The sequence below is a fragment of the Paenibacillus sp. FW126-R14 genome (genome assembly GCF_058789495.1).
Genome location: NZ_JBYTBS010000012.1, coordinates 78367 through 98623 on the forward strand (window position 1 = coordinate 78367; position 20257 = coordinate 98623).

Below are 20257 nucleotides of genomic sequence, written 5' to 3' on the forward strand. Positions count from 1 at the left end.
CGCAGCGGCTGTGAACGCCAAACGGATGGTTTTTATATCTGCCTTCTTTTTATCTTACCCAGCGTAACGCGCGGCTTACAAGCGCAGGAAGCACGGAAACATGCCCTTCCCCCGCAAACTCGTAAAAGTCCGCATCCAGCTTGTTCCGGGGCATCCGGGTCAATCGCTCGTAAAGCTCTTGAGCATTCGCAACCATATTGCTCGGGTGTCCGCCCTCGAGCTCTCCAACCGCGATCAGCAGGTTAAGCTTCGTATCGGCGTGCTCCAAATAGGAGCGAAACTGCTCCTCCTGCTCCCGCAGCAAGGCTTTATTCCAATGTATGGAGGGGCTTCCGGCCACATATGTTTGAAAAGACTGCGGCCTCGTAAACAAAGTTTGCAGTACGAAGAGGCCGCCTAACGAATGCCCGAAAATCGCCTGACGGCTTGCATCAATCGCATAATGACGCTCGATGTCCGGCTTCAGCTCATGCTCAATGAAATCTCTGAAGGCATCCGCTCCGCCGACCTCCGGCCAGACGTGATTCTCATTTCTGACCGGCAAAGCTTCCAGCACTTCTTTAGGCGTCGGCATCGTGAAATCATAAAACCGCGAAGGATCGAACGGCTCATCGGTCGGATAGCCGATGCCCACGATGACAGCCGGGTGAACGCCTGTCTTCTCCGGCCTGCGCGCTTGCACGCGCATCGCTTCCACCATCGTAGCGAACATAGCGTTGGCATCGAGCAGATAGATGACCGGAAAGCCCTGCGGCGGCGGCTCCTGTGCAGGCACCGCTGCATAGATTTGATACGTCCGCTTGCAAGACTCACTGTGCAGGAGATATTGCTCCGTGTTCCGCATTGAAAAGGGCTCTCTAGCCCCCTCGTCGGAACCGGTATATATATTAGAAGAGATTGAATCGATACGGGGCATTTGGCTACCTCTTTTCCTTGAATTGATCATCGCCGATGCTTATTCTTATACAGCAGCCATACGAAATACGGCACGCCAATAATCGCGATGACGACGCCGACCGGCATCTCAACAGGCGTAAACACCGTCTTGGCAATGAAGTCGGAGACCATCACGAGCAGCGCACCCACCACAGCGCTTGCCGGCAGCAGTCGCCGGTGCGCCAGACCGACTAGACGGCGTGCAATATGCGGGGCCATCAGACCGATAAAGCCGATGCCCCCTGATACGGAAACGCAGGCGCTGACTATGCCGATGCTGCTAAGAAGGAGAATGGCTTTCTCTTTATCGACAGCTACGCCTAACCCCAGAACACTGTCCTCCTTTAGTTGAAACACATCCATAATCGAGGAGCGCAGTATCAAAATAGGGGCAAGCAGCAATAACCATGGCAGCATCGAAACGATATACTTCCAGTTCGCGTTGTATATGCTTCCCGATACCCAGACGGCCGCCATCTCAAAATCTTTGGCATTCATCTTAAGCGTAATGAATACTGTCGCAGCCGAAAGCCCTGAGGCAATTGCGATGCCTGACAACAGCATCCTTTGAGATTCCAGCCTGCCATTGAGCTTCGAAAACGAATAGATGAGAAGCGCCGCTCCCAGCCCGCCGAATAAACCCACAAGCGGCATGGCCAAAATAGCCCCCCACCCGGTTCCCTTGACTTTGCCTTGAAAGAAAACCAAAAAGGTGACAATGGCCAGTCCCGCACCCGAATTAATGCCCAAGATTCCCGGGTCGGCCAAATGATTGCGGGTCAAGCTTTGGACGACAGTGCCGGCCATGCCAAGCCCCATCCCGACTAGAATCGCTATTACGATCCGGGGCAGCCGAAACTCCAGGATAACAAGATCATAATCGTGCTGCGGATCTATGCGCAGCAGCGTGCGCACAATATCACGCAAGGTAATGTCGAACGCGCCGTTTGTTAAAGATAGGTATGCCGTCAACAGAATAAGGCATAGACCCACTGCCATTTGCATGACGAAACGCGTGTTAGAACTTCTAACGATTGGACTCCCCTCCCCTTGTACGGATCAAGTAGAGGAAGAAGGGAACGCCAATTATGGCGGTCACAACGCCGATCGGCATCTCGAAGGGGTAGTTCAGGAACCTGCTGAGCACGTCGCAGAGCGCCAGAAAGACGCCCCCGATGACCGCCGAGCAGGGAACAATCCATTTGTAATCGATGCCGACCAGAAATCGGGTAATATGGGGAACAAGCAGACCGACGAAGCCAATCTTCCCCGCAATAGCGACCGAAATCCCCGTTAACAGAATCACGCTAAGCGTAACCAAAAGCTTCACCTGCGTCGTTCTCTGTCCGAGCGAAAGAGCGATTTCCTCGCCAAACGACAAGATCGTCACCGACTTTGACATCCAAACAGCCAGAGCTAATCCGACTATGGCAAAAGGCACCGCCAGCATGATCAGCTTCGGATCAAGCTGATGCAATCGTGCGTTGTACCAGAAGCTAATATTTTGCGACACTTGAAAATACATCGCGATTGCGGCTGATACGCTGCTCAAGAAAGTCCCGATCAACGTCCCCAATATCGCCAATCGTACCGGAGACAAGCCTCCTGGCAATAATGAAGCCAGGCCAAACACCATGACGATGCTGAGCGCCGAGCCCGCGAAGGAGGAAGCAATCATCGCCATCGTGGAGGCATACGGCGCTGCGACCATACAAATCGTCACCGCGAATGCCGATCCGTCCGAGATCCCCATAATGGAAGGGGATGCCAGATAATTTCTGGTCATCCCCTGCATGAGAGCTCCCGAGACGGCCAGGAAAGCGCCGACGAGCAGCGCCCCTATCACCCGCGGCAGCCTGGAGTGCATAATAATCTGATGGTCCACATTATCTGCATCAAAGTGCAGCAATGCTTCCATGACACGGCTTGCATCTATGTTCTTAGCGCCATACAAGATGGATAGTACAATGGTGCCTAGCACCGCAATTGGAGCTGCCGCCAGGATCAGCGCCGGTGCGTAACCTCTTAATTTCATCGCCGAACACTCACTTTGCTTGAACTAATTTGCTGCTGCCGAGAGCTTCAAGGAATTTAATTTTGCTGTAAGCCGTCCCGCCCTGCGTAAGAGGATCTACAAGATTCGTATACAGCTGACCATTCTTAACGGCATTTATGCTTTTGAAAATCGGATTGTTTTTCAGCTCCTCGAACACTTTCGGCGTATCTTTATTCTCTTCTTCGGAGAATTGCACGAATAAATAGTCAGGATTCATTTCGGAAAGCTTCTCCAGCGAAATATTTTGCTGCGCTTTCGCCTGCTTCACTTCCGCAGGAACCGCTGCGCCAAGCTCCGCATAGATCGACGGATTGAAGAACACATCCTCCGGATAAATGAACAAGCTGCCGGAACGAACGCGCAGCGCCAGCACCTTTTTATCCTTCAGAACGGGGCCTATTTTCTCTTTCAGCGCTTGCGCATCCTTCTTGTATTTTTGAAGGACCTGGTTGGCTTGATCCTGTTTGCCCGTAAGCTCGCCCAGAAGTTTCAGGTTATTCTCCCAGTCCGTTGAAATATGGGAAACCGGGATCGTCGGCCCGATTTTGGCCATTTTCTCAATCGTCTCCGCCGGGAATTTGGTGCTCATCAAGATGACATCAGGCTTCAGCTTTAGGATCGTTTCCAGATTAGGCTGGGTTTTCTCGCCAACGCCCTCTGCTTTATCTGTAATCGAGGCAAACAAAGACGGGAATTTTCCGCCCACGGTTATAGCACCCACCGGCTTTACATCCAGCAGCAAAGCATCCTCCATGGACTCCAAAGCGCCTGTAATGACGATTTTGTCCGATTTGGCCGGTACGGTATATGTTTTGCCGCCATATTGGATCGCTTTCGTGCTTGATGAAGCAGGCGCCGTTGCCGCGGCCGCGGTGCTTGCCTTCTCGGGAGCCGTTGTGCCCGCCGCTGCAGGAACAGTCTCCGCTTTCCCTCCGCATGCTGTCAATCCCAGCAGAACTAACGCCGAAAGGCCAAATGTAGCTATTTTTTTCATATGATGTAGATCCCCTCTCTAATCCGATACAATTGATAATCATTCTCACCAAATTATAGGGGAAGACCTCCTCTTGGAACATGGATAATAGTCGGAAGTTGTCATGAACGATTTCCACATAAACGCTCCTCAATATCTTGAAGCCTGCGTTCGCTGGCATAAGCGGAGTATTCCCGCCATGGATCAGAAGAGATGATGTGGAGCCGGTTCTTCCGTACAGCCCTCAAATCCTGCCATAGCGGAGAATTCTTTATTTGCTCCCAATGGTGAAGCGTTTCGGTTTCCTGTTGAATGTTCAGCAGCAGGTAATCCGCCTCAAGGAGGGTGAGCGCCTCTAAGCTCAAGCCGCCGCGGGTATCCAGATGCCGTTCGATGCCCGAAGGGGCGGTCAGCTGCAAATCACGGAACATATCTTGCATCCCCTGCGTAGGCAGAATACGAAATCTGTTCTTAAACATACTGACGATCAGCACATTCTGATTTCCCAGCTCTTCGCGCAAACGCTCCCGCACTAGAGCGACTTTGCGATCGTAACTATCCAGCCACACCTCCGCTTCGTCCGCAGCCCCTACGATCCGGGCTATCGATTGAAGCTGCTCCCGCCAGTCGTCTTGCTGAGGAATCACATGGACCGGTGCGATCCGCTCAAGCCTTTCCTTCTCCAAGGGATTCAGTTGGTCAGTGGCAATAATACAATCTGCTTGGCTGCCTTCTAGCGCTCCAACATTCGTTTCCCAATCTTCGTTAAACCGGTAACCGCTCAGATGAAGCGGAATATCGGCCCGATAATTTTGATAGTAGTAAGAAGTCCACTTAGGGTGAAGCGGCGCAGCATAAGGCATGATTTTCAGCGCGAGGAGCTGCCCGAGAATCGTGGCCGAGTATGCTACGACCTTCTGGCGGCGGTTCTTCATATAGATCGTCGGCGATACGCCTACCTCTTTTTTGAACATGCGGCTAAAATAAAACTCATCGTTATACCCCACCTGGTACGCAATATCTTTCAATCGGGCATCGGACTGGAGCATAAACTGCTTCGCCATCTTCACCCTGACTTCGGTTAAATAGTCGATCGCTGTTTTGCCATACGTTTTTTTAAATAAACTCACATAGTATTTGGGGCTGATTTCAGCCATACGCGCCAGCTGTTCAATGGTCAGACTCTCTTGGAAATGGCTTTCGATATACGTTTTGGTGCGATCCATCGCCGAGCGGGAATCCGCTTTAGGCAGATGACGAATGTGGTTCATTATCCAGAAAAATAGTTCCTGAAAAACAGACTGTCCCCGGAATCGCTCCATAGCACTTTGACTTCGATGGCAAACACACAGCTGTTCGCAAAGAACGCCCAGCGCATTGTTCTCGATATGCACAGCAATTTCGCCTGATAAAGGCAACCGGAGATTGTCATTCGCATCCCAATGGACATCAAATTCTATCATGTATATCTCCGGTTTCTCTTCTGCGGCATGGTCGTATCCCAGCGTTTGGCCCGGCGCAGCCACATACACAGCATCAGGCAGTACGCGGTAGCTCTGAAGATCTAGGGTAATCGTCCCCTCCCCCTGCTTAAAAACAACCAAACAGTAGGAGGAGACAAGCTGATGCGCCAGTCTCCCCCCTTGCAGCAATTGTGCGGAACGAAATTTCAGCCATATATGATCAAGAGACGCGAGCGCTTTCTCCTCTGAACAAAACTCGGTGGGCAAGGTTAACTCCCTCTCTCTTCTTATGAAAATGAGAATCATTATCAAATAAAACTTAGCATACCAGCAGAAGACGTGTCAACTTGGGCACAAAGAAAAAGAAGCCGCCGCGGCAGCTTCTTCGTTCTTTCTATTCCGTTACGAGTTTAAAAGCTTGCACAGCCTGCTTCAGCTTCGCAAAGTTCTCCTGATTTTCCGGTAGCGGCTTATCTGACCGAATCGCTTGCAGCACTTGAAGCAGCAAGCCTTCCGGCATGTCCACATCATTCGAATTCGCGGTTGCCGCCACGACCAGCTGCAGTTCGGGAACGACGAAAATGCGCCGTCCGCCTGCACCCGAAGCATAGAATATATCGTACGGCTTCTTGCTTCCTCTCACGATTCCTTTGGGCAGCGTCTTGGTCCACCAGTATAGACCGTAGCCCCCTTGCGTACCGTTGCTGTAATTCAGGGTGATTCGCCCTTGAATCGAGTCGCGTATCCACGTTTTCGGGAGAATGGTTTGATCTTCCCATTGACCTTGTTTCATATACAGGTAGCCGATCTTGGCCATGTCCCTCAGCGTTAAAGCCATTGCCCAAGCGCCGATGGTGCGTCCCTGAGGATCGTCATTCCAGCTCACCTCTGTAATGCCAAGAGGTCCGAACAAGCGGGATTTGGCGTAGTCGAGCATCGGCTCTCCTGTCACCTTGTGCAGTAAAGCTGACATGAGATGCGCATCGCCATTACTGTAATTAAACATGGAGCCTGGCTCCATATGACCAGGGCGTTCCAAAATGTACTGCACCCAGTCGGAAGAATACATCATCTCGGTCGAGGATACTTCATCCGTATTATCCCATGCCGTGCCCGAGGTCATGCTCAGCAAATGTTTAATTGTCATTCTGGACTTCAAGGGATCGCTCGCAAGCTCAGGAAAAAAATCGGCAACTTTCTGGTCCAAACTGATCAACTTGCGTTCCGATAAGGCAATACCGACCAGTGCAGACGTTATGCTTTTGGTGACGGATTTCATATCTTGGAGGGTATCGGCTTGTGTGCTGCTGTTATAAGCTTCTACAACCAAATGCCCGTTTCGAATAACCGCTACGCTATGCACCTGCTGGCTGCTGAACGTCTCAAGTGTCTTGGCAAGCGTCCCTGAGAACATGCCTTGCGCCTCCGGCGTGCTCGTTCTCCAGCCCTCTGTCGGCCAGTCGGATGTTGATTTCGTGTTCACAACTGTATGTGGTGGCGATATGGTATTGTTTCCCGATTGTACGAATATGTTGTTTGGGGTTCCAGACATCTCTATCTATCCTTCCAGTATGGTTTTAACCCTCTCTCTTATGTAACTAGCTTACTATTCAAATATGAAGCAAGTATGACGTAAACCTTAATATTACCTTAAATTAACCTTAACGTTAGCTGAAATCGAGGACTGCAAGTACACTTATGTTACAATATCCGTAACGAAAAAATCCGTAATGACAAAAAGATTGTTCTTGGAGGTTCGCATGCGCAAACTCATTTTTTTCATAGGCCCGGCAGGGGCAGGCAAAACGACATTAGCCAAAGCATGGGCAGGCAAACATGGCGGCGCCTTTCTGGATATGGATACTTTGCTGCGACCCGCGGCCGAAGCCCTGATGACGCTAGCCGGGCAAGATCCCGAGGATCGGGATTCCCCTTTTTATAAGCAGCACTGCCGCGATCTGGGCTACCGCATCACCATGAATGCCGCGCTGGAGAATCTGTCTTTAGGCTTGGATGCCGTCGTTATCGGACCCTTTACCCGAGAAATCAACGATCCATTGTGGCTTGACCAAGAGCTTTCGGCCATCCGTGCAAGTACCAAAGATGTACAAGTCAAAGCGATTTACGTATACCTTCCGTCGGAGAATGCCTATCATTCGCGCATAAAAGCTAGAGGCTCCGCTCTGGATGTGTGGAAGCTGGACAATTGGCAGCAGTTCAGCCCTTCGCTGCGGCGAAGCGAGATTCGCTGGTCGGTTACCCCATCCTCCATTCTCTATTTCGACAATTCGGGACCCTTCTCGGCTGAGAAGCTGGACATGCTTGAAAAGTTTATTTACAACTTTGGTTGACATTACGAAATTGTAAAGTTACATTTTCAGATTAATTTACTTTACATAACTCCCCTGAAAGCTTTACAATTTGTAGAGAATTTACTTTCCGCTCAAGGGGTATTTAACGAAATGAACTCGAAAACTTCCATGCAAGACATTGCCGATCTGCTGGGCATTTCCAAAAACGCTGTCTCCTTAGCCCTCAATCACAAAGCAGGTGTCAGCGATGAACTGCGTACACGCGTATTCGAAGCCGCGCAGCAGCTAAAGTACCGAACGGAGACAAAGGCGACGAAGAAGCAGAGCCACCTTCTCGTCTTGTTTCCTGAATATATCCAGAACGATAAAAACTTGTATTATGACATGTTCTGGTCCATTGAAAAAAGAGCCAAAGAGAACGGCTATTCCGCCATTATCAGCGGGGTAACGAAAGAAATGGAACGGCTGCAGCTCCTACCCAACTTGTATCATGAAATGCCGTTCGGGGGTGTGCTGACCGTCGGCCTCTTCCACCCTGACTATGTTGGCAAGCTGAAGGTTCTGGGGACTCCGATCGTCACGGTGGATCATTGCTATGAGGGCTTGAAGCTGGATGCGGTTGTTACAGCGAATGCAGAAGAGGCCTACAAAATGGCCGCCTATCTCATCCGTAAAGGCCACCGGCACATTGGTTTCATCGGGGCGAGCGTCATGCCCAAGAGCTTTAGAGAGCGCTGGTTCGGATTCGAAAATGCCATGTCAGATGCGGGACTTCCGGTTGACAGGAGATATTGTCTCCTGGGCTCCAAACCATCCGAGGGGCAGGACGTTCCGGCGGATGAATTGGCCTCCTTCCTGGAGACAATAAGCCTAGATGCAATGCCCAGCGCTTGGTTCTGCGCCAACGACCGACTTGCCATTGCGCTGATTCAGCATTTGACCGTCAGAGGTCTTCGCGTGCCGGAGGATATTTCCGTCGTCGGTTTTGACGATATTGAGGCCGCACAGTTGGTGATGCCGCGTCTCACCACCATTCAAGTGCAGCGGGAGCAGCTTGGCCATGAGGCCGTTGATTTATTGATTCGCAGGATCTATAAAGGCGGAGGCCCGACGAAGACCTCGGTCTACGGCGAGCTGATTGAACGGGATTCTTGTTGCAAATTATGAATTCTACTTCTGTCTGGAAAATGGTATACTCCAAATAGACGAAGAACGTCCTTGAGCCACTCGGCCCGGGGGCGTTTTTATTTTATCTGCGCAAGGAGGCCTATTAGCTTGGAATTTGAATTTGAATTTGAGCAACAGCATCAGAAGTATTTGGCGAGCCATCTCGCACTCCGATTCGGGGAGCGACAGGGCCGTTTACGCAGAGGTCACAATTTTGCGGAAAAATTGCTGCTTTACAACGTATGGTGGCCTTTATTCGGCAACTTCGACAACCTGCATCCGGAATATGAAATCTATGATTGGAACCGGAAATCGCAGTTCCTCGATTTCGCTTTCCTCACCCCGTATGGGCGATTCGGCATTGAGTGCGACGGCTTCCAGAGCCATATCAAGGAGATGGATCGCGAGAAGTTCAGCTATGCGTTGAACCGGGATACTTTTCTGAGTGGAATGGGGTGGAAAATGATCCATTTTTCCTTCGATGATATCCAGTATCGCCCCGAGATTTGCCGTATGCTGCTTCAACTGGTGATTGGCCCCCATATGCTGCGCAGTGGTCCAAGCACCGCCATTTCCATTTCCCCTGAAGAAAAGGAGGTCATCCGGCTCGCTATCAACCTAGGCAGGCCCATCCGCCCTAAGGATCTCATCACGGAGTGCGGAATCAATTTCCGCACCGCTCGCAAGCGGCTCCAGAGCCTGGCCGAGAAAGGCATTCTCCGCCCGATCGGGCGTGGCACAGTGACTCGCTACTACGAGTTAAATGCGGATGCGTGGCGTTACCTGCTCTAGACGCGGCGCGGCGCTCACTCTCTTCCTTCTTACTACCGTACCCTCACTACACCTTTGGTACTAAACCTGTGCTTCTTGTTTCCCTCCTCATTTCGACTAGCGTTGCTATATTGCACTTTATGTCACTTTATGCAACCATTTCAGCCTTTTTTCGCTTCTCCGGTAGCTATATTGCACGTTGTACAACCATTTCAGCCTATTCTCGCTTCTCCGACATCTATATTGCACGTTGTACAACCATTTGGCCTCAAAAGCTAGTTTTCAGTGCAATTCTAGCGAAAGCATTGCACTTTGTACAACGAGAATGGGCTCTTGCTGCAATATGCCCGCTCTATGCTGCACAAAGTGCAACATAAAGCACATCCTGAAACCCACCCGTTTCAGCTTGCCACAAGCTCCTCCTCACCTCACCTTTAGCGCTAAACTGTGCTCCCTAGTTTCCCTCCTCACTTCGACTAGCGTTGCTATATTGCACTTTGCACAACCATTTCAGCCTTTTTTCGCTTCTCGGGCAGCTATATTGCACTTTATACAACCATTTGCCCTCAAAAGCGAGTTTTCAGCAAAAATCTGGCGAAATCGTTGCACTTTGTACAACGAGAGTGGGCTCTTGCTGCAATATGCCCGCTCTATGCTGCATAAAGTGCAACACAGAGCACATCCTGAAGCTCACGCGCCTCAGCAAGCTCACAACCGCCCCCTCACCTCACCCATGCTACTTTTCCTGCGCTTCCCCGATCCCCTCACCTCACCCATGCTACTTTTCCTGCGCTTCCCCGATCCCCTCTTCACTTCGACTTGCACCGCAAGCTGCCCACATCTGCCGGAAACAAACAATTCCGGCCCACACAACTATTCACCCTCCCTAGCTAGTCGTACCCTCCCCCCTAACCCCGCTCATTGTTAAATTAATCTACAAGTTATACAATAAACATAAAAATTAAACATCGAGGTACCCCCTATGCACATTGAAGTGTCCACTAAAAATATGGCTTTTCTCGAATGCTTCTCCTCCGAAACGCGCGTGAAAATGATCGAGCTCCTCGGACAGGAGCCTCTCAACATCAAGCAGCTCTCGCAAAAGCTGGACATTTCCTCCGCGATCGTGACCAAACATATCCAGAAGCTCGAGCAAGCGGGCATCGTCTCCTCCGAGAACACAACCGGTGTTCGCGGAACCCAGAAAATATGCCACCTGAACATGGAGCAGGCCGTCCTTCAGATCAAACCAAAAAAGCCGAGCGAGCTCCCAACGAACACGGTAGCTATCCCGGTCGGGCAGTTCGCCTCCTACGAGGTTAAACCCACCTGCGGGCTCGCCTCCCCGACCCAGCTTATCGGCGTGCTGGATGACCCGCGCTATTTTGCTGATCCGGGACATGTCCATGCGGGGATACTGTGGTTTGCCAGCGGCTATGTGGAGTATCGGATCCCCAACTTCCTGCATAGCAACCAAAAGCTGCGCACGCTTGAAATCTCCTTCGAAATTTGCTCCGAAGCGCCGGGATACAACGAGAACTGGCCGTCGGACATTACGTTCTACATCAACGACATCCCACTGGGCTATTGGACAAGCCCTGGCGATTTCGGCTCTCAGCGAGGCGTGCTGTCGCCCGATTGGTGGAGCAGCAGCAATACGCAGCACGGGTTGCTCAAAGTCATAACCGTCAGTCCCACCGGCTCCTACCTGGACGGAACGAAAATATCCGAGACCGCGATCCAAGATCTGGCCGTCACATTCGGCAAGGATATTCGCTTCCGCATCGCATCCCTGGAGAGCGCTCCCAACTGCGGAGGCGTCACCTTATTCGGCAAAAGCTTCGGCAACTACGCGCAGGATATTGTCGTCACCATGCATGAGGACAAATAGACCTGCCTCCCGGCCGCAGCTTTACAAATCAAAATTTCGTCAAGCAGCATCCACGAATAAATCATAAATAGCAGCTATCCAAAACTCAAATTTGAAATTGACAACAAACTTGACATCATAGAGCGAATGCGCATTTTTTCGCGAAAATTGGCCTTTTTTGAAGGATAAAAAGAGGGAAGAAGCGCCCCGTCTAGCCGTTGGCATAGGCGTAGCGCATTCCGTCTGACAGAGGGATGAAATGATGGTCAGTTTCAAAAATGGCGCGAAGCATATGATGAGCGTCCTGATGACGCTGGCCTTGCTTCACATTCTCTTTCAGCTTCGACAAGAGGGATTGATTGGCGATTACTTCGAGCAGTTGGCTCCTCAGCTCCATCGCATTCTTTACTTCGATCGCAGCTCCCAGGCTGACCAGATAGGCGGCATTTTCCTGCTCTTGGCCAGGGATCGGTTTATAAAGCATCATGGGAAGCTCCAACGCCATCGCTTCAGAAATAGTCAAACCTCCCGGCTTCGTGATGATCAAATCCGATAGAGCCATCAGCTCATGGACATGGTCCACGAACCCTGTCACTTTCACGCGATGCCGCGTTTTTGCGCCGCCCAGCTCCTCTTCGAGGAGCTGCTTCAATTTCTCGTTGCGCCCGCAAACGAAAACAAACTGAACCGGCTCAGCCAGTTCCTCCGACTGCAGCACGGACTTGAACTGCTTGCCGATCAAACCGTGGCCGCCGCCCATCACGAGCACGGTCGGCATCTCGCGATCCAAGCCATGCTTATCTCGCAGCTCCGCCCGATCATACACTTGGGTGAACGGCTCGCGGATCGGTATTCCCGTAACCACGATTCGCTGCTCCGGAACACGGTATCGCAGCAGCGCTTGCTTCACGTGCTCAGCGCCGACCAGATACCGGTCCGTTCCCGGATGAACCCAATAACTGTGATCCGTATAATCGGTCATCACAGTCACGGTCGGCACCGATGTGAATCCGTTGCATTTTAAGTACGACATCGCCGCGGCTGCACCCGGGAATGTACACACCACCTCGGTCGGACTCTCTTCATGCAGCAGCTCCAGCATCCGGTCGGTGCTGAATGATTTCATTTTTTTAAACATATGGGAAAAAGTATTATCGTCACGCGTCTTCCGGTACAAATAGCCATAAACCGACGGCAGGCTTTTCACCCACTGCATATAGCAAAATTTGCCCACGCCATGCAAGTACGGATGCGTCCACTCTAAGAAATCGACCACCTTCACGTCGACATCCGGCTTATGAAATCTCGTAGCTTCGAGTATCGCCTGCGCCGCCTTATTATGTCCGTCCCCTAAACTGCCGGTCAGGATCAAAAGTTTGTGCCTGCTTTTCATTGTCTTAATCCTCCTTCGAGCTTGCTTTGCTGTGTACGCACCGTTATAGGCGAATCCGCCAACCAGCCTCTTCGCATGCGGTCCAAGGCATAGACGACACACTCCGCCACAAGAACGGCCCCTGCGATATCAAGCAGAACATGCTGTTTCACGAACTGTGTGGATAAAATGATGAGCAGCGACATGCAGGTAACGATCATTTTATAGCGCAATGCAACATGCGTAGTACGCAGATATGCTCTCATCATGAGATACGAAGTCAACACATGAGTGCTTGGAAAACAGTTAAACGGTTGATCCGTTCGATACACCCACGCCACCATCTGCAGCAGCGAGTCGCTTCCGGTTAGTTCCGGCCGGGGAACCGTCGTTTGATAAATCGCATACACCCCATAACAAATCAACAAGCCAACCACAGACTCCACTAGCGTTATATAGTAAGTTCGGCGATCCTTGTACGCCAAGTACAGGAAACCGACGAGCAAAAATCCGTACCACGACAGGTAAGGGACAACAAAGCCTTTCAAGAATGGAATTTGCCGGTCCAGGTCGGTCACCAGACTGTAAACCCTCGGGCCCTCTTGATTCAGATGAACGTAGATCAGACCCACTAACGGGATCAGCAGCAAAGCGCTGCAGGCGATGCAGTAAGACCACCACGATGCCGATTTCACATGAATCACTCGCTCTCCTTAACATTATCTACATCATAAAGGAGAACATTTTTCATCTAAACGCTCTAAGGTACTGTCTTTCGTTAGCCAAAAGTCTTGAACAAACCTAGACCAAAGGCTAAGTTTTTATGTAAATGTTCTATCTTCGCATAACAAAGACCCAAGGCATCGCCTCAGGTCATCGCGCATGCTCTGTCCTAACCATTCTTTCCTTTTCTCAGCTTCCCAAAACGTCCCCCGCCATACACCACGGAACGAGCGTTACTTTTTAAGAAATCAGCTTCGTCATTTTCGCCTTTTCAGCCACGCGCTTCGTATACCCGCTTAGCGGCTTTTTCAGAGCCAACGCCACGACATAGCAGACCACGATAAACACGCAAAGGCAAAGGGCATCCTTCAGCACCAATCCCCACAGCATCCCGCCTACCGCCTCGCGCATCAATCCAACCGCATAGGTAAACGGAACGAACGGATTCAGCTTTTGAAAAAAGGACGATGCCGTGCTTACCGGGAATGTCCCTCCCGAACTGGAGAACTGCAGCACAAGGAAAATAATTGCGATACCCTTGCCGATGTTGCCAAAAACAGAAACCAACGTGTATGTGATCGTAATGAACACCGCGCTGATTAACACGGCAAAAACAACAAACCAAATCTTATCCACAACATATGTGCCCAAAAGAAAAATATCCCCAATGGTGACAATTAGCGCCTGAAAAAATCCTACCGTCAAGAAAATCAGCATCCGTCCAAAATAAATGTGATGCGTCTTGAAACCGCCGTCCAAGTTATCCACATCGACCCTCATCAGAGAGACGAGCAGCATAGCGCCTACCCACAGAGAAAGCGTTGTGTAAAAAGGCGACATGGCCGAGCCGTAGTTCGGAATCGGAAATCGTTTATCCTCTTTAATCAGCACGGGATTTGCGAGAAAATCGCTTTGCTTTTGAATGTCATTCTGGAGCAGGCGGAGAATCTCGTCGACACTGCCGCTTCCTTGGACGTTGCGGATTTGATCAGCCGCCTTGTGCACGGCCGCTTCGAACTCCGGCAGATCGCTCCGCACCAGATTAGCCGCCAAATGAACGGCGTCCTCCACTTCCGGGAGCTTCGTCTGGTACAGATCCGCCACTTTGCGGATATCCTCCTCCGCCGAGGGCAGATCGTTGCGAATAAAATCCGAAGCGGCATGCAGCTTCTGCTCCACGCGCGGCAGGTCATTACGGATGAACGGAGCCGCCTCATTGATGCCGTTCGTGAACGCATCCAGCTTGCTTTGGAGCGTTGATGACGCTTCGTGTACTTTGGCCCGGATATCCGGCAGCTCCTTCTGCAGCGTATCCAGCTGCGTTTGAGCGAAATGAATGCCGCTTTGGGCATCCGTCAAAATTCCTTTAATATTGGGCAGCTGCTCCTTTAACGTTTGTAAAGCGCTCCCTGCATTCTGGGCTATGGACATGATTTGGCCTAGCGCTTTGGTCATATTGGGCACAATCTCGGAGTCGTATCTCGCGAGGATATTCCCTAAAGTAGCGCTGGCCTCTTTGGACAATGCGTTCAGGTTGTTTACGATATCCTTCGCCGGCTTCTCGCCGCGCCCGATGGCGCTTTGCAGCTTATTCAGCGCTTGAATTTGGTTCGTCAAATTCGTTCGCACACCCGTCAACCGGGTTATCGTATCCGTGAACGGATTGCCAGGCAAGTATGTATTCAAGCGTGTAAAAACGTCAATCGTATTATCCAGCACAGCCGCTCCGGTCGTAAGACGTTCGGACAAAAGAGCCATAACCGCCAGCGCCTTCTGTGGGTCAAGGTTCACATCCTGCAGCATCCCTGTCAGCTGTGTGACAGCATCCGCTGTTTGCTGCAGCAGAATCAGATTTTGCTTCACCACAGGAATTAGCGTTTGAAAAGCAGCCTCATTTTTTTGCAGAAAATTCGTTAATTGATCGGCAAAAGCAGCCCCTTGCGTCGCGATTGCGTCGATTTTGGGCAATGTATTCAGCGCCGACGTTACAATCTCATCGGCTTGCCGTGACTTGTCGATAGCGGTATTCAGCACCTCCTCCACCTTGCCGAAGTTTTGGTCCAGCTCCGCGACGCGGCTTGCAGCCTTCTGAATATCAGGCAGCTTCTGCTGAATGAGCAGCACTTCCTGCGCCACCTCCTGGATTTTCGGCCAGCGTTCTTCAATTTTCAAAACCGTATCCGCCGCCTGGTTAATATCAGGAATTTTTTGTTCAAGTTGGACGATCTTCTGCCCCTTTTCTTTGATTTCAGGCAGCTTCTGCTCAAGCTCCAGCGCCTTATCCCCCATGGACGCTATTTCCGGCAGCCGCTTCTCCAGCTCCAAAATCTTCGCCTCCATATTGCGAATCGTCGGCAGTTCCTTCTCAAAATCGATGCCGATCTCCTTCATTCGGGTCAGGATCGAGCTGCTTACCGTTTTGATAAAATTTTCACTGATTTGCTGAGTGACACTGGAAGCGCCTTTGCTCGTGATTTTGGGCGCTACCGCATTGATTTTCTCATTCACGGTATAGAGAATTTCCGGCTTTTCCATCGTCCCGTCGACAATGCTCGTTATTTTCTGCGAAAAGTCCTCAGGTATAATCAGGCTGGCATAGTAGTCCCCGCGTTCTACGCCGCGCAGCGCCGTTTCTTTATCCACAAAGGTCCAACCGAGCGTATGGTTGTTTTTTAAACTATCCACAACCTCGTTTCCTATGTTAATGGCCTTATCCTCAATTTTGGCCCCCTGATCGTTGCTTGTTACCGCAATTTTGATCCCCGACGTATTGGAATAGGGGTCCCACATCGCCTCCAGGTTGATCCAAGCATACACAGAAGGCAGAATAGCAAGCGCAACCATGAGCAAAAGACCTGTCGGCACCCTCCACAAGTTGATTAGATCCGTCCGATAGATGCTGAAAATCTTCTTCATCGACGTCTCACCTATCCCTTCACATTTGGTTATTAATGTAACCTTACAGCTTCCATCGCATACAGAACATTCTAGCACCATATGGTCCGCGTGCCTATCACCATGTGGACAACTTCAATTGTGGATATGTGTACAAGATGCATAAAACCTTATGCACACCGTGAATTGTGGACATGTTAATACTGTGGGTAGTTTTGTGGATAAGTGCGTGGGAGGTGTGAATAGCAGGTGAAAAAGAGGGAGGGTGAGGGCGTTGGTGGGAATGATTGAGGGACGGATGAGTGAGGGAGCAATGAGGAAGGCGCGAGGGTGGCTTGGAGAGGAGGAATAAGGCGGCAAGAAGGGGCGAATGAGGTGGGGTGAGCGAGGGATGATGGAGAAAAGAAGGAGAAAAGAGCATCGAATGAGGGAGGAACGAGAGGCGAATGAGTGAGGAATGAGGATACAATGAGCGTGGGATCAAGGAGAAATGAGCATCGAATGAGGGAGAACCGCAGGTAAGCGTTGGATGAGGGAGGAGTGAAGGAGGAAAGGGCTCGAACGAGCGTTGGGTTAGCCAGGAATGAAGGAGGAAAGAGGGTCGAACGACGTTGGGTAAGTGAGGAATGAGGTGACAAAGAGACTCCTTAATTTAACGTAAACTTAAGGTTTTCCAATGATCTCAACAATTCAGTTTGAATCTCCCTCTCCTAGATGTGTTATTCTGTACTCATGAGCTAAAAAGAAACAAAAGGAGCTAACACATGTCAACTGAACTAGGAACAAAAGAAAATCCATGGAAATTAAAGACGCCGCCTCAAACCTCGGACTATGAAATGTATCAAGCTGAAAAAGACGGCAAAGCCATCCTTGTTTGCACCGTAGGGAAAACAATTCTTCATTATGACTATCGCTGTATTGAAGATTTGCATAACATGCTCAAACAGCATGGCGATTGGCTGGAACTCGGCAGCGCCGATGAGCAAAAACCCGCAAAAGAAGGCACTGTCGAAGCCTGGGGACGTTCCCCCGAAAATCCCATCGGCGGTTGGTACGGCTTGAAAAAAGGCTTCCGCGGCCGTTTCGGCATGTACGTTCCACCACTCTTGGAAGTATTGGGACTTGCTGAAGTTGAGCATAACCCGAGGAATAACCGTATGCGCGCTATTTAACTTGAGTGTCGGACAGAACCAAAGCTGTCGAGACAACTGCTGCCTATATTTCCCCTAAGAGATAAGGGGAAACATAGGCAGCTATTTCGGCTGGGTGGGCTTATTTTCAGGTTCCGCTCCTTTATATAGAGTAACTCCCCTCATACTTAAGCTTGTTTTAATGACGCAAACTTCTACTTGCTGCTCTGTCCGCCTACTTTAGCGCTGAAAAGCGACTTCCCAGCATCCAACCCCTGGGATTTATCGCTTATCCCCTCACTTAAGCTTGTTTTATGACGCTAACTTCTACTTGCTGCTCTGTCCCGCCCACTTTAACACTGAAAAGCGACTTCTCAGCATCCAACCCCTGGATTTATAACCGATCCCCTCACATAAGCTTGTTTTTATGACGCTAACTTCTACCTACTGCTCTACACGGCCATTCGTGGGAATTGATGTTTTCAGCGCTAACGGACTGAGATGCTTCTATTGGACACTTTTATGCGTGGAATAAACTGTGACGGACTCACATGCCGTTATTTGGCTTGAATTACAGCCCTGCAGCGATAAATCAGCAAGTAACGGCTTCACAGTCCGTTAGCTTCTTAAAATGTGCCGAAACTGAAAATAACGGCTTTGGGGTCCGATAATGACCTACACAGCGAGGAGGACATCAACCCTCGTCACCCCGCTCACTCATCCGCGGGCAACGGCAAAGGCACTACCTGACGCCAGCCGCCAAGCGCCGTCACGTCTTCCGCGCCCTCGGCCGCGTAAGCCTCGCAAACAAAACCCGGGACCTCCGTGCCGTCCCGGAGCTCGACCTTGCCGATCCCGAGCGGTGCCGGGATCTCCGCCGCAAAGCCGCCGAATGCCTGCAGCGGCATCTCCCAAACCTCCAGGGCGATCGCGGCGCCGCCCTGCGCCTGCTTCACGAGCCCCGGCTTCGCTGGCGTGGTCGGCAGCTTCACGAGGCTGTACTTCGCCGCGGTTACATCCTCCCGGATGAACCGCGCTCCACAGCCTAGCATCTGCTTCTCCAGCGGGTAGCCGCGCATGTGCAAGCCGCAAACCGCAACGAGCGTCGCCGCCGCTCCTACTGCACTTGCTCCCGCATCGCTGCCCGCCGACGATGCGCCCTCACGAGCGCTGGCAGCCTCGCCTACAGCGCTCGCGCCCGCCACGATCAGCTCTGCTGCGCCGCAGATCAAGCTCTCCTCTTCGGCAATCCCGAAGAGGGTAATGCCAAAAGGCGTGCGCGGAGCCGCATCCCCCGTCGGCAAGGCAACCGCGCACCAATCCAGCAGATTGCAATGGTTGGTGTAGCGGCCCATATCCCGATTGGTCGCAATCGGTTCAGCCAGCACCTGCTCGCGGGTCCATGTCCCCCCGCAGGTTGGCATGGCAAGCACCGCACCCTGCAGCAGCTTGCGGGCTTCCAGCTTGAACCGCTGCAGCCGGTGCATCGCTTGGAACACCGATGCCGCATCATACTCGGCAGATGAGCCTGAGCGCAGAATCTTCTCCGTCACCGGATAAGCAGCACCCGGATTCGCTTCAATAAAGCCCCCCAGGGCTGCCCAACGTTCAGCTACCCAAGGACCCTCATATAGAATCGCCGCTGCTTGAGCGAACATTTTAACATCTACGTAGGCGATTGGGAAATTTAATCTTTTCAGCTCCTCGACGGCTCTTTCCCATGCTGCTTCGTACTCTGCAGCATAAGGGCCGTAGAACGAGAGCGGGCCATCCGGCAGCAGCAGGATCTGCGGCAGCCGGGAGGCTCCTCTGCCCACACGCCGCGACCACGGGTCGTCCGTGTGCGGACCGCGAGCCACGCCGTCTACGGCGAGCGTGTCCTCCAATCTGTGCGTAAAGACGGTTACACAGTCTAAACTCGCACAGGCAGGCACTACCCCCTTGGTTGGCCAGGCGCCGAGACTCGGCTTATAGCCAACCAGCCCGTTCAAAGCGGCCGGCACGCGCCCCGAGCCCGCTGTGTCCGTGCCAAGCGAGAAAGCCGCTTGGCCGCGAGCCACGGCGACAGCCGAGCCCGAGCTGGAGCCGCCGCTGATCAGCTCCGGGCGCAGCGCGTTGTACGTGTCGCCGTAAGGGCTTCTCGCCCCGACGAGTCCCGTCGCGAATTGGTCCAAATTCGTTTTGCCGAGCGGAATCGCTCCTGCGGCAATCAATCTTTCCACCACGCCTGCGTGCTCCGTAGGGGTATAAGCATACTCCGCGCAGCCTGCCGTCGTCGGCACCCCGGCCAGATCAATGTTATCCTTGATCGCAAAAGGAATCCCCCACAGCGGCGCATCCGCCGGATTCAACCCAGCCAACGCGTCCAAATAAGGCTGAATGAGCGTCATGGAAGGCGGCATAATCCAAATATTCATGTCCGCGTCATCCGCCGCCCGCTGCACAATTGCCGCGATCACCTCTTGCGGCGTCAACGCCCCCTTTGCATATTGATCCTTCAGCCAAGAAATCGTCAGCTCCAAAGGCAGCCTTACATCGGCAGCTTTCCCCAGTCCCCTATTTTCGGCTATTGTCATTTGCGAACACCTC

General features: G+C 51.7%; 15 protein-coding genes. 5 read left to right on the forward strand and 10 right to left on the reverse strand.

The genetic code is table 11. The features are described 5' to 3' along the window. Nucleotides 1-49: 49 nt before the first annotated feature. The 6 genes from AC3WRW_RS11060 to AC3WRW_RS11085 all read right to left on the reverse strand — a co-directional run bounded on the left by AC3WRW_RS11060 (nucleotide 50) and on the right by AC3WRW_RS11085 (nucleotide 6911). Complete coding sequence (locus tag AC3WRW_RS11060; protein WP_492546410.1) at nucleotides 50-844, reverse strand: alpha/beta hydrolase; 795 nt, start codon at nucleotides 842-844, stop codon at nucleotides 50-52. Between the two features lie 98 nt (nucleotides 845-942). Continuing rightward, complete coding sequence (locus AC3WRW_RS11065; RefSeq protein WP_492546411.1) at nucleotides 943-1971, reverse strand: FecCD family ABC transporter permease; 1029 nt, start codon at nucleotides 1969-1971, stop codon at nucleotides 943-945. Next, the gene (locus tag AC3WRW_RS11070) at nucleotides 1964-2971 is read right to left on the reverse strand and encodes a FecCD family ABC transporter permease (protein ID WP_492546371.1); all 1008 of its coding nucleotides are present in this window, start codon (nucleotides 2969-2971) and stop codon (nucleotides 1964-1966) included. Before AC3WRW_RS11070 ends, AC3WRW_RS11065 begins: the two co-directional genes overlap by 8 nt. 10 nt (nucleotides 2972-2981) lie before the next feature. Then, entirely contained in the window at nucleotides 2982-3986 is a 1005-nt protein-coding gene (locus tag AC3WRW_RS11075) for an iron-hydroxamate ABC transporter substrate-binding protein (RefSeq protein ID WP_492546372.1), read from the reverse strand. Nucleotides 3987-4087: 101 nt separating this feature from the next. Further along, nucleotides 4088-5695, reverse strand: coding sequence for an ABC transporter substrate-binding protein (locus AC3WRW_RS11080; protein WP_492546373.1), 1608 nt, complete (start codon nucleotides 5693-5695; stop codon nucleotides 4088-4090). Nucleotides 5696-5822: 127 nt separating this feature from the next. Further along, entirely contained in the window at nucleotides 5823-6911 is a 1089-nt protein-coding gene (locus tag AC3WRW_RS11085; protein WP_492546374.1) for a serine hydrolase domain-containing protein, read from the reverse strand. Between the two features lie 277 nt (nucleotides 6912-7188). Here AC3WRW_RS11085 and AC3WRW_RS11090 point away from each other — a divergent pair, with 277 nt between their 5' ends. The 4 genes from AC3WRW_RS11090 (at nucleotide 7189) to AC3WRW_RS11105 (ending at nucleotide 11569) form a co-directional block, all read left to right on the forward strand. Then, entirely contained in the window at nucleotides 7189-7779 is a 591-nt protein-coding gene (locus AC3WRW_RS11090) for a P-loop nucleotide/nucleoside kinase family protein (RefSeq protein WP_492546375.1), read from the forward strand. A 111-nt stretch (nucleotides 7780-7890) separates the two neighbouring features. Next, the gene (locus tag AC3WRW_RS11095) at nucleotides 7891-8907 is read left to right on the forward strand and encodes a LacI family DNA-binding transcriptional regulator (protein WP_492546376.1); all 1017 of its coding nucleotides are present in this window, start codon (nucleotides 7891-7893) and stop codon (nucleotides 8905-8907) included. Between the two features lie 108 nt (nucleotides 8908-9015). Next, nucleotides 9016-9699, forward strand: coding sequence for a putative endonuclease domain-containing protein (locus AC3WRW_RS11100; protein ID WP_492546377.1), 684 nt, complete (start codon nucleotides 9016-9018; stop codon nucleotides 9697-9699). Nucleotides 9700-10687: 988 nt separating this feature from the next. Beyond that, a complete protein-coding gene (locus tag AC3WRW_RS11105) occupies nucleotides 10688-11569 on the forward strand; it encodes an ArsR/SmtB family transcription factor (RefSeq protein ID WP_492546378.1) in 882 nt (293 codons plus the stop codon). Between the two features lie 190 nt (nucleotides 11570-11759). Here AC3WRW_RS11105 and AC3WRW_RS11110 read toward each other — a convergent pair whose 3' ends face one another. The 3 genes from AC3WRW_RS11110 to AC3WRW_RS11120 form a co-directional block, all read right to left on the reverse strand. Further along, entirely contained in the window at nucleotides 11760-12941 is a 1182-nt protein-coding gene (locus tag AC3WRW_RS11110; RefSeq protein WP_492546379.1) for an MGDG synthase family glycosyltransferase, read from the reverse strand. Further along, a complete protein-coding gene (locus AC3WRW_RS11115) occupies nucleotides 12938-13624 on the reverse strand; it encodes a phosphatase PAP2 family protein (RefSeq protein ID WP_492546380.1) in 687 nt (228 codons plus the stop codon). The genes AC3WRW_RS11110 and AC3WRW_RS11115 overlap by 4 nt, the downstream gene beginning before the upstream one ends. Nucleotides 13625-13883: 259 nt before the next feature. Then, nucleotides 13884-16559 (reverse strand): YhgE/Pip family protein, encoded by a 2676-nt coding sequence (locus tag AC3WRW_RS11120; RefSeq protein ID WP_492546381.1) that lies wholly within the window; start codon nucleotides 16557-16559, stop codon nucleotides 13884-13886. 743 nt (nucleotides 16560-17302) lie between these two features. Between AC3WRW_RS11120 and AC3WRW_RS11125 the strand changes: the two genes are divergently transcribed. Then, nucleotides 17303-17710, forward strand: a complete 408-nt coding sequence (locus AC3WRW_RS11125) for a DUF6855 family protein (protein ID WP_492546382.1) — start codon at nucleotides 17303-17305, stop codon at nucleotides 17708-17710. Between the two features lie 671 nt (nucleotides 17711-18381). Here the strand turns inward: AC3WRW_RS11125 and atzF are convergent. Further along, nucleotides 18382-20244, reverse strand: coding sequence for an allophanate hydrolase (atzF, locus tag AC3WRW_RS11130; protein ID WP_492546383.1), 1863 nt, complete (start codon nucleotides 20242-20244; stop codon nucleotides 18382-18384). Nucleotides 20245-20257: the final 13 nt, after the last annotated feature.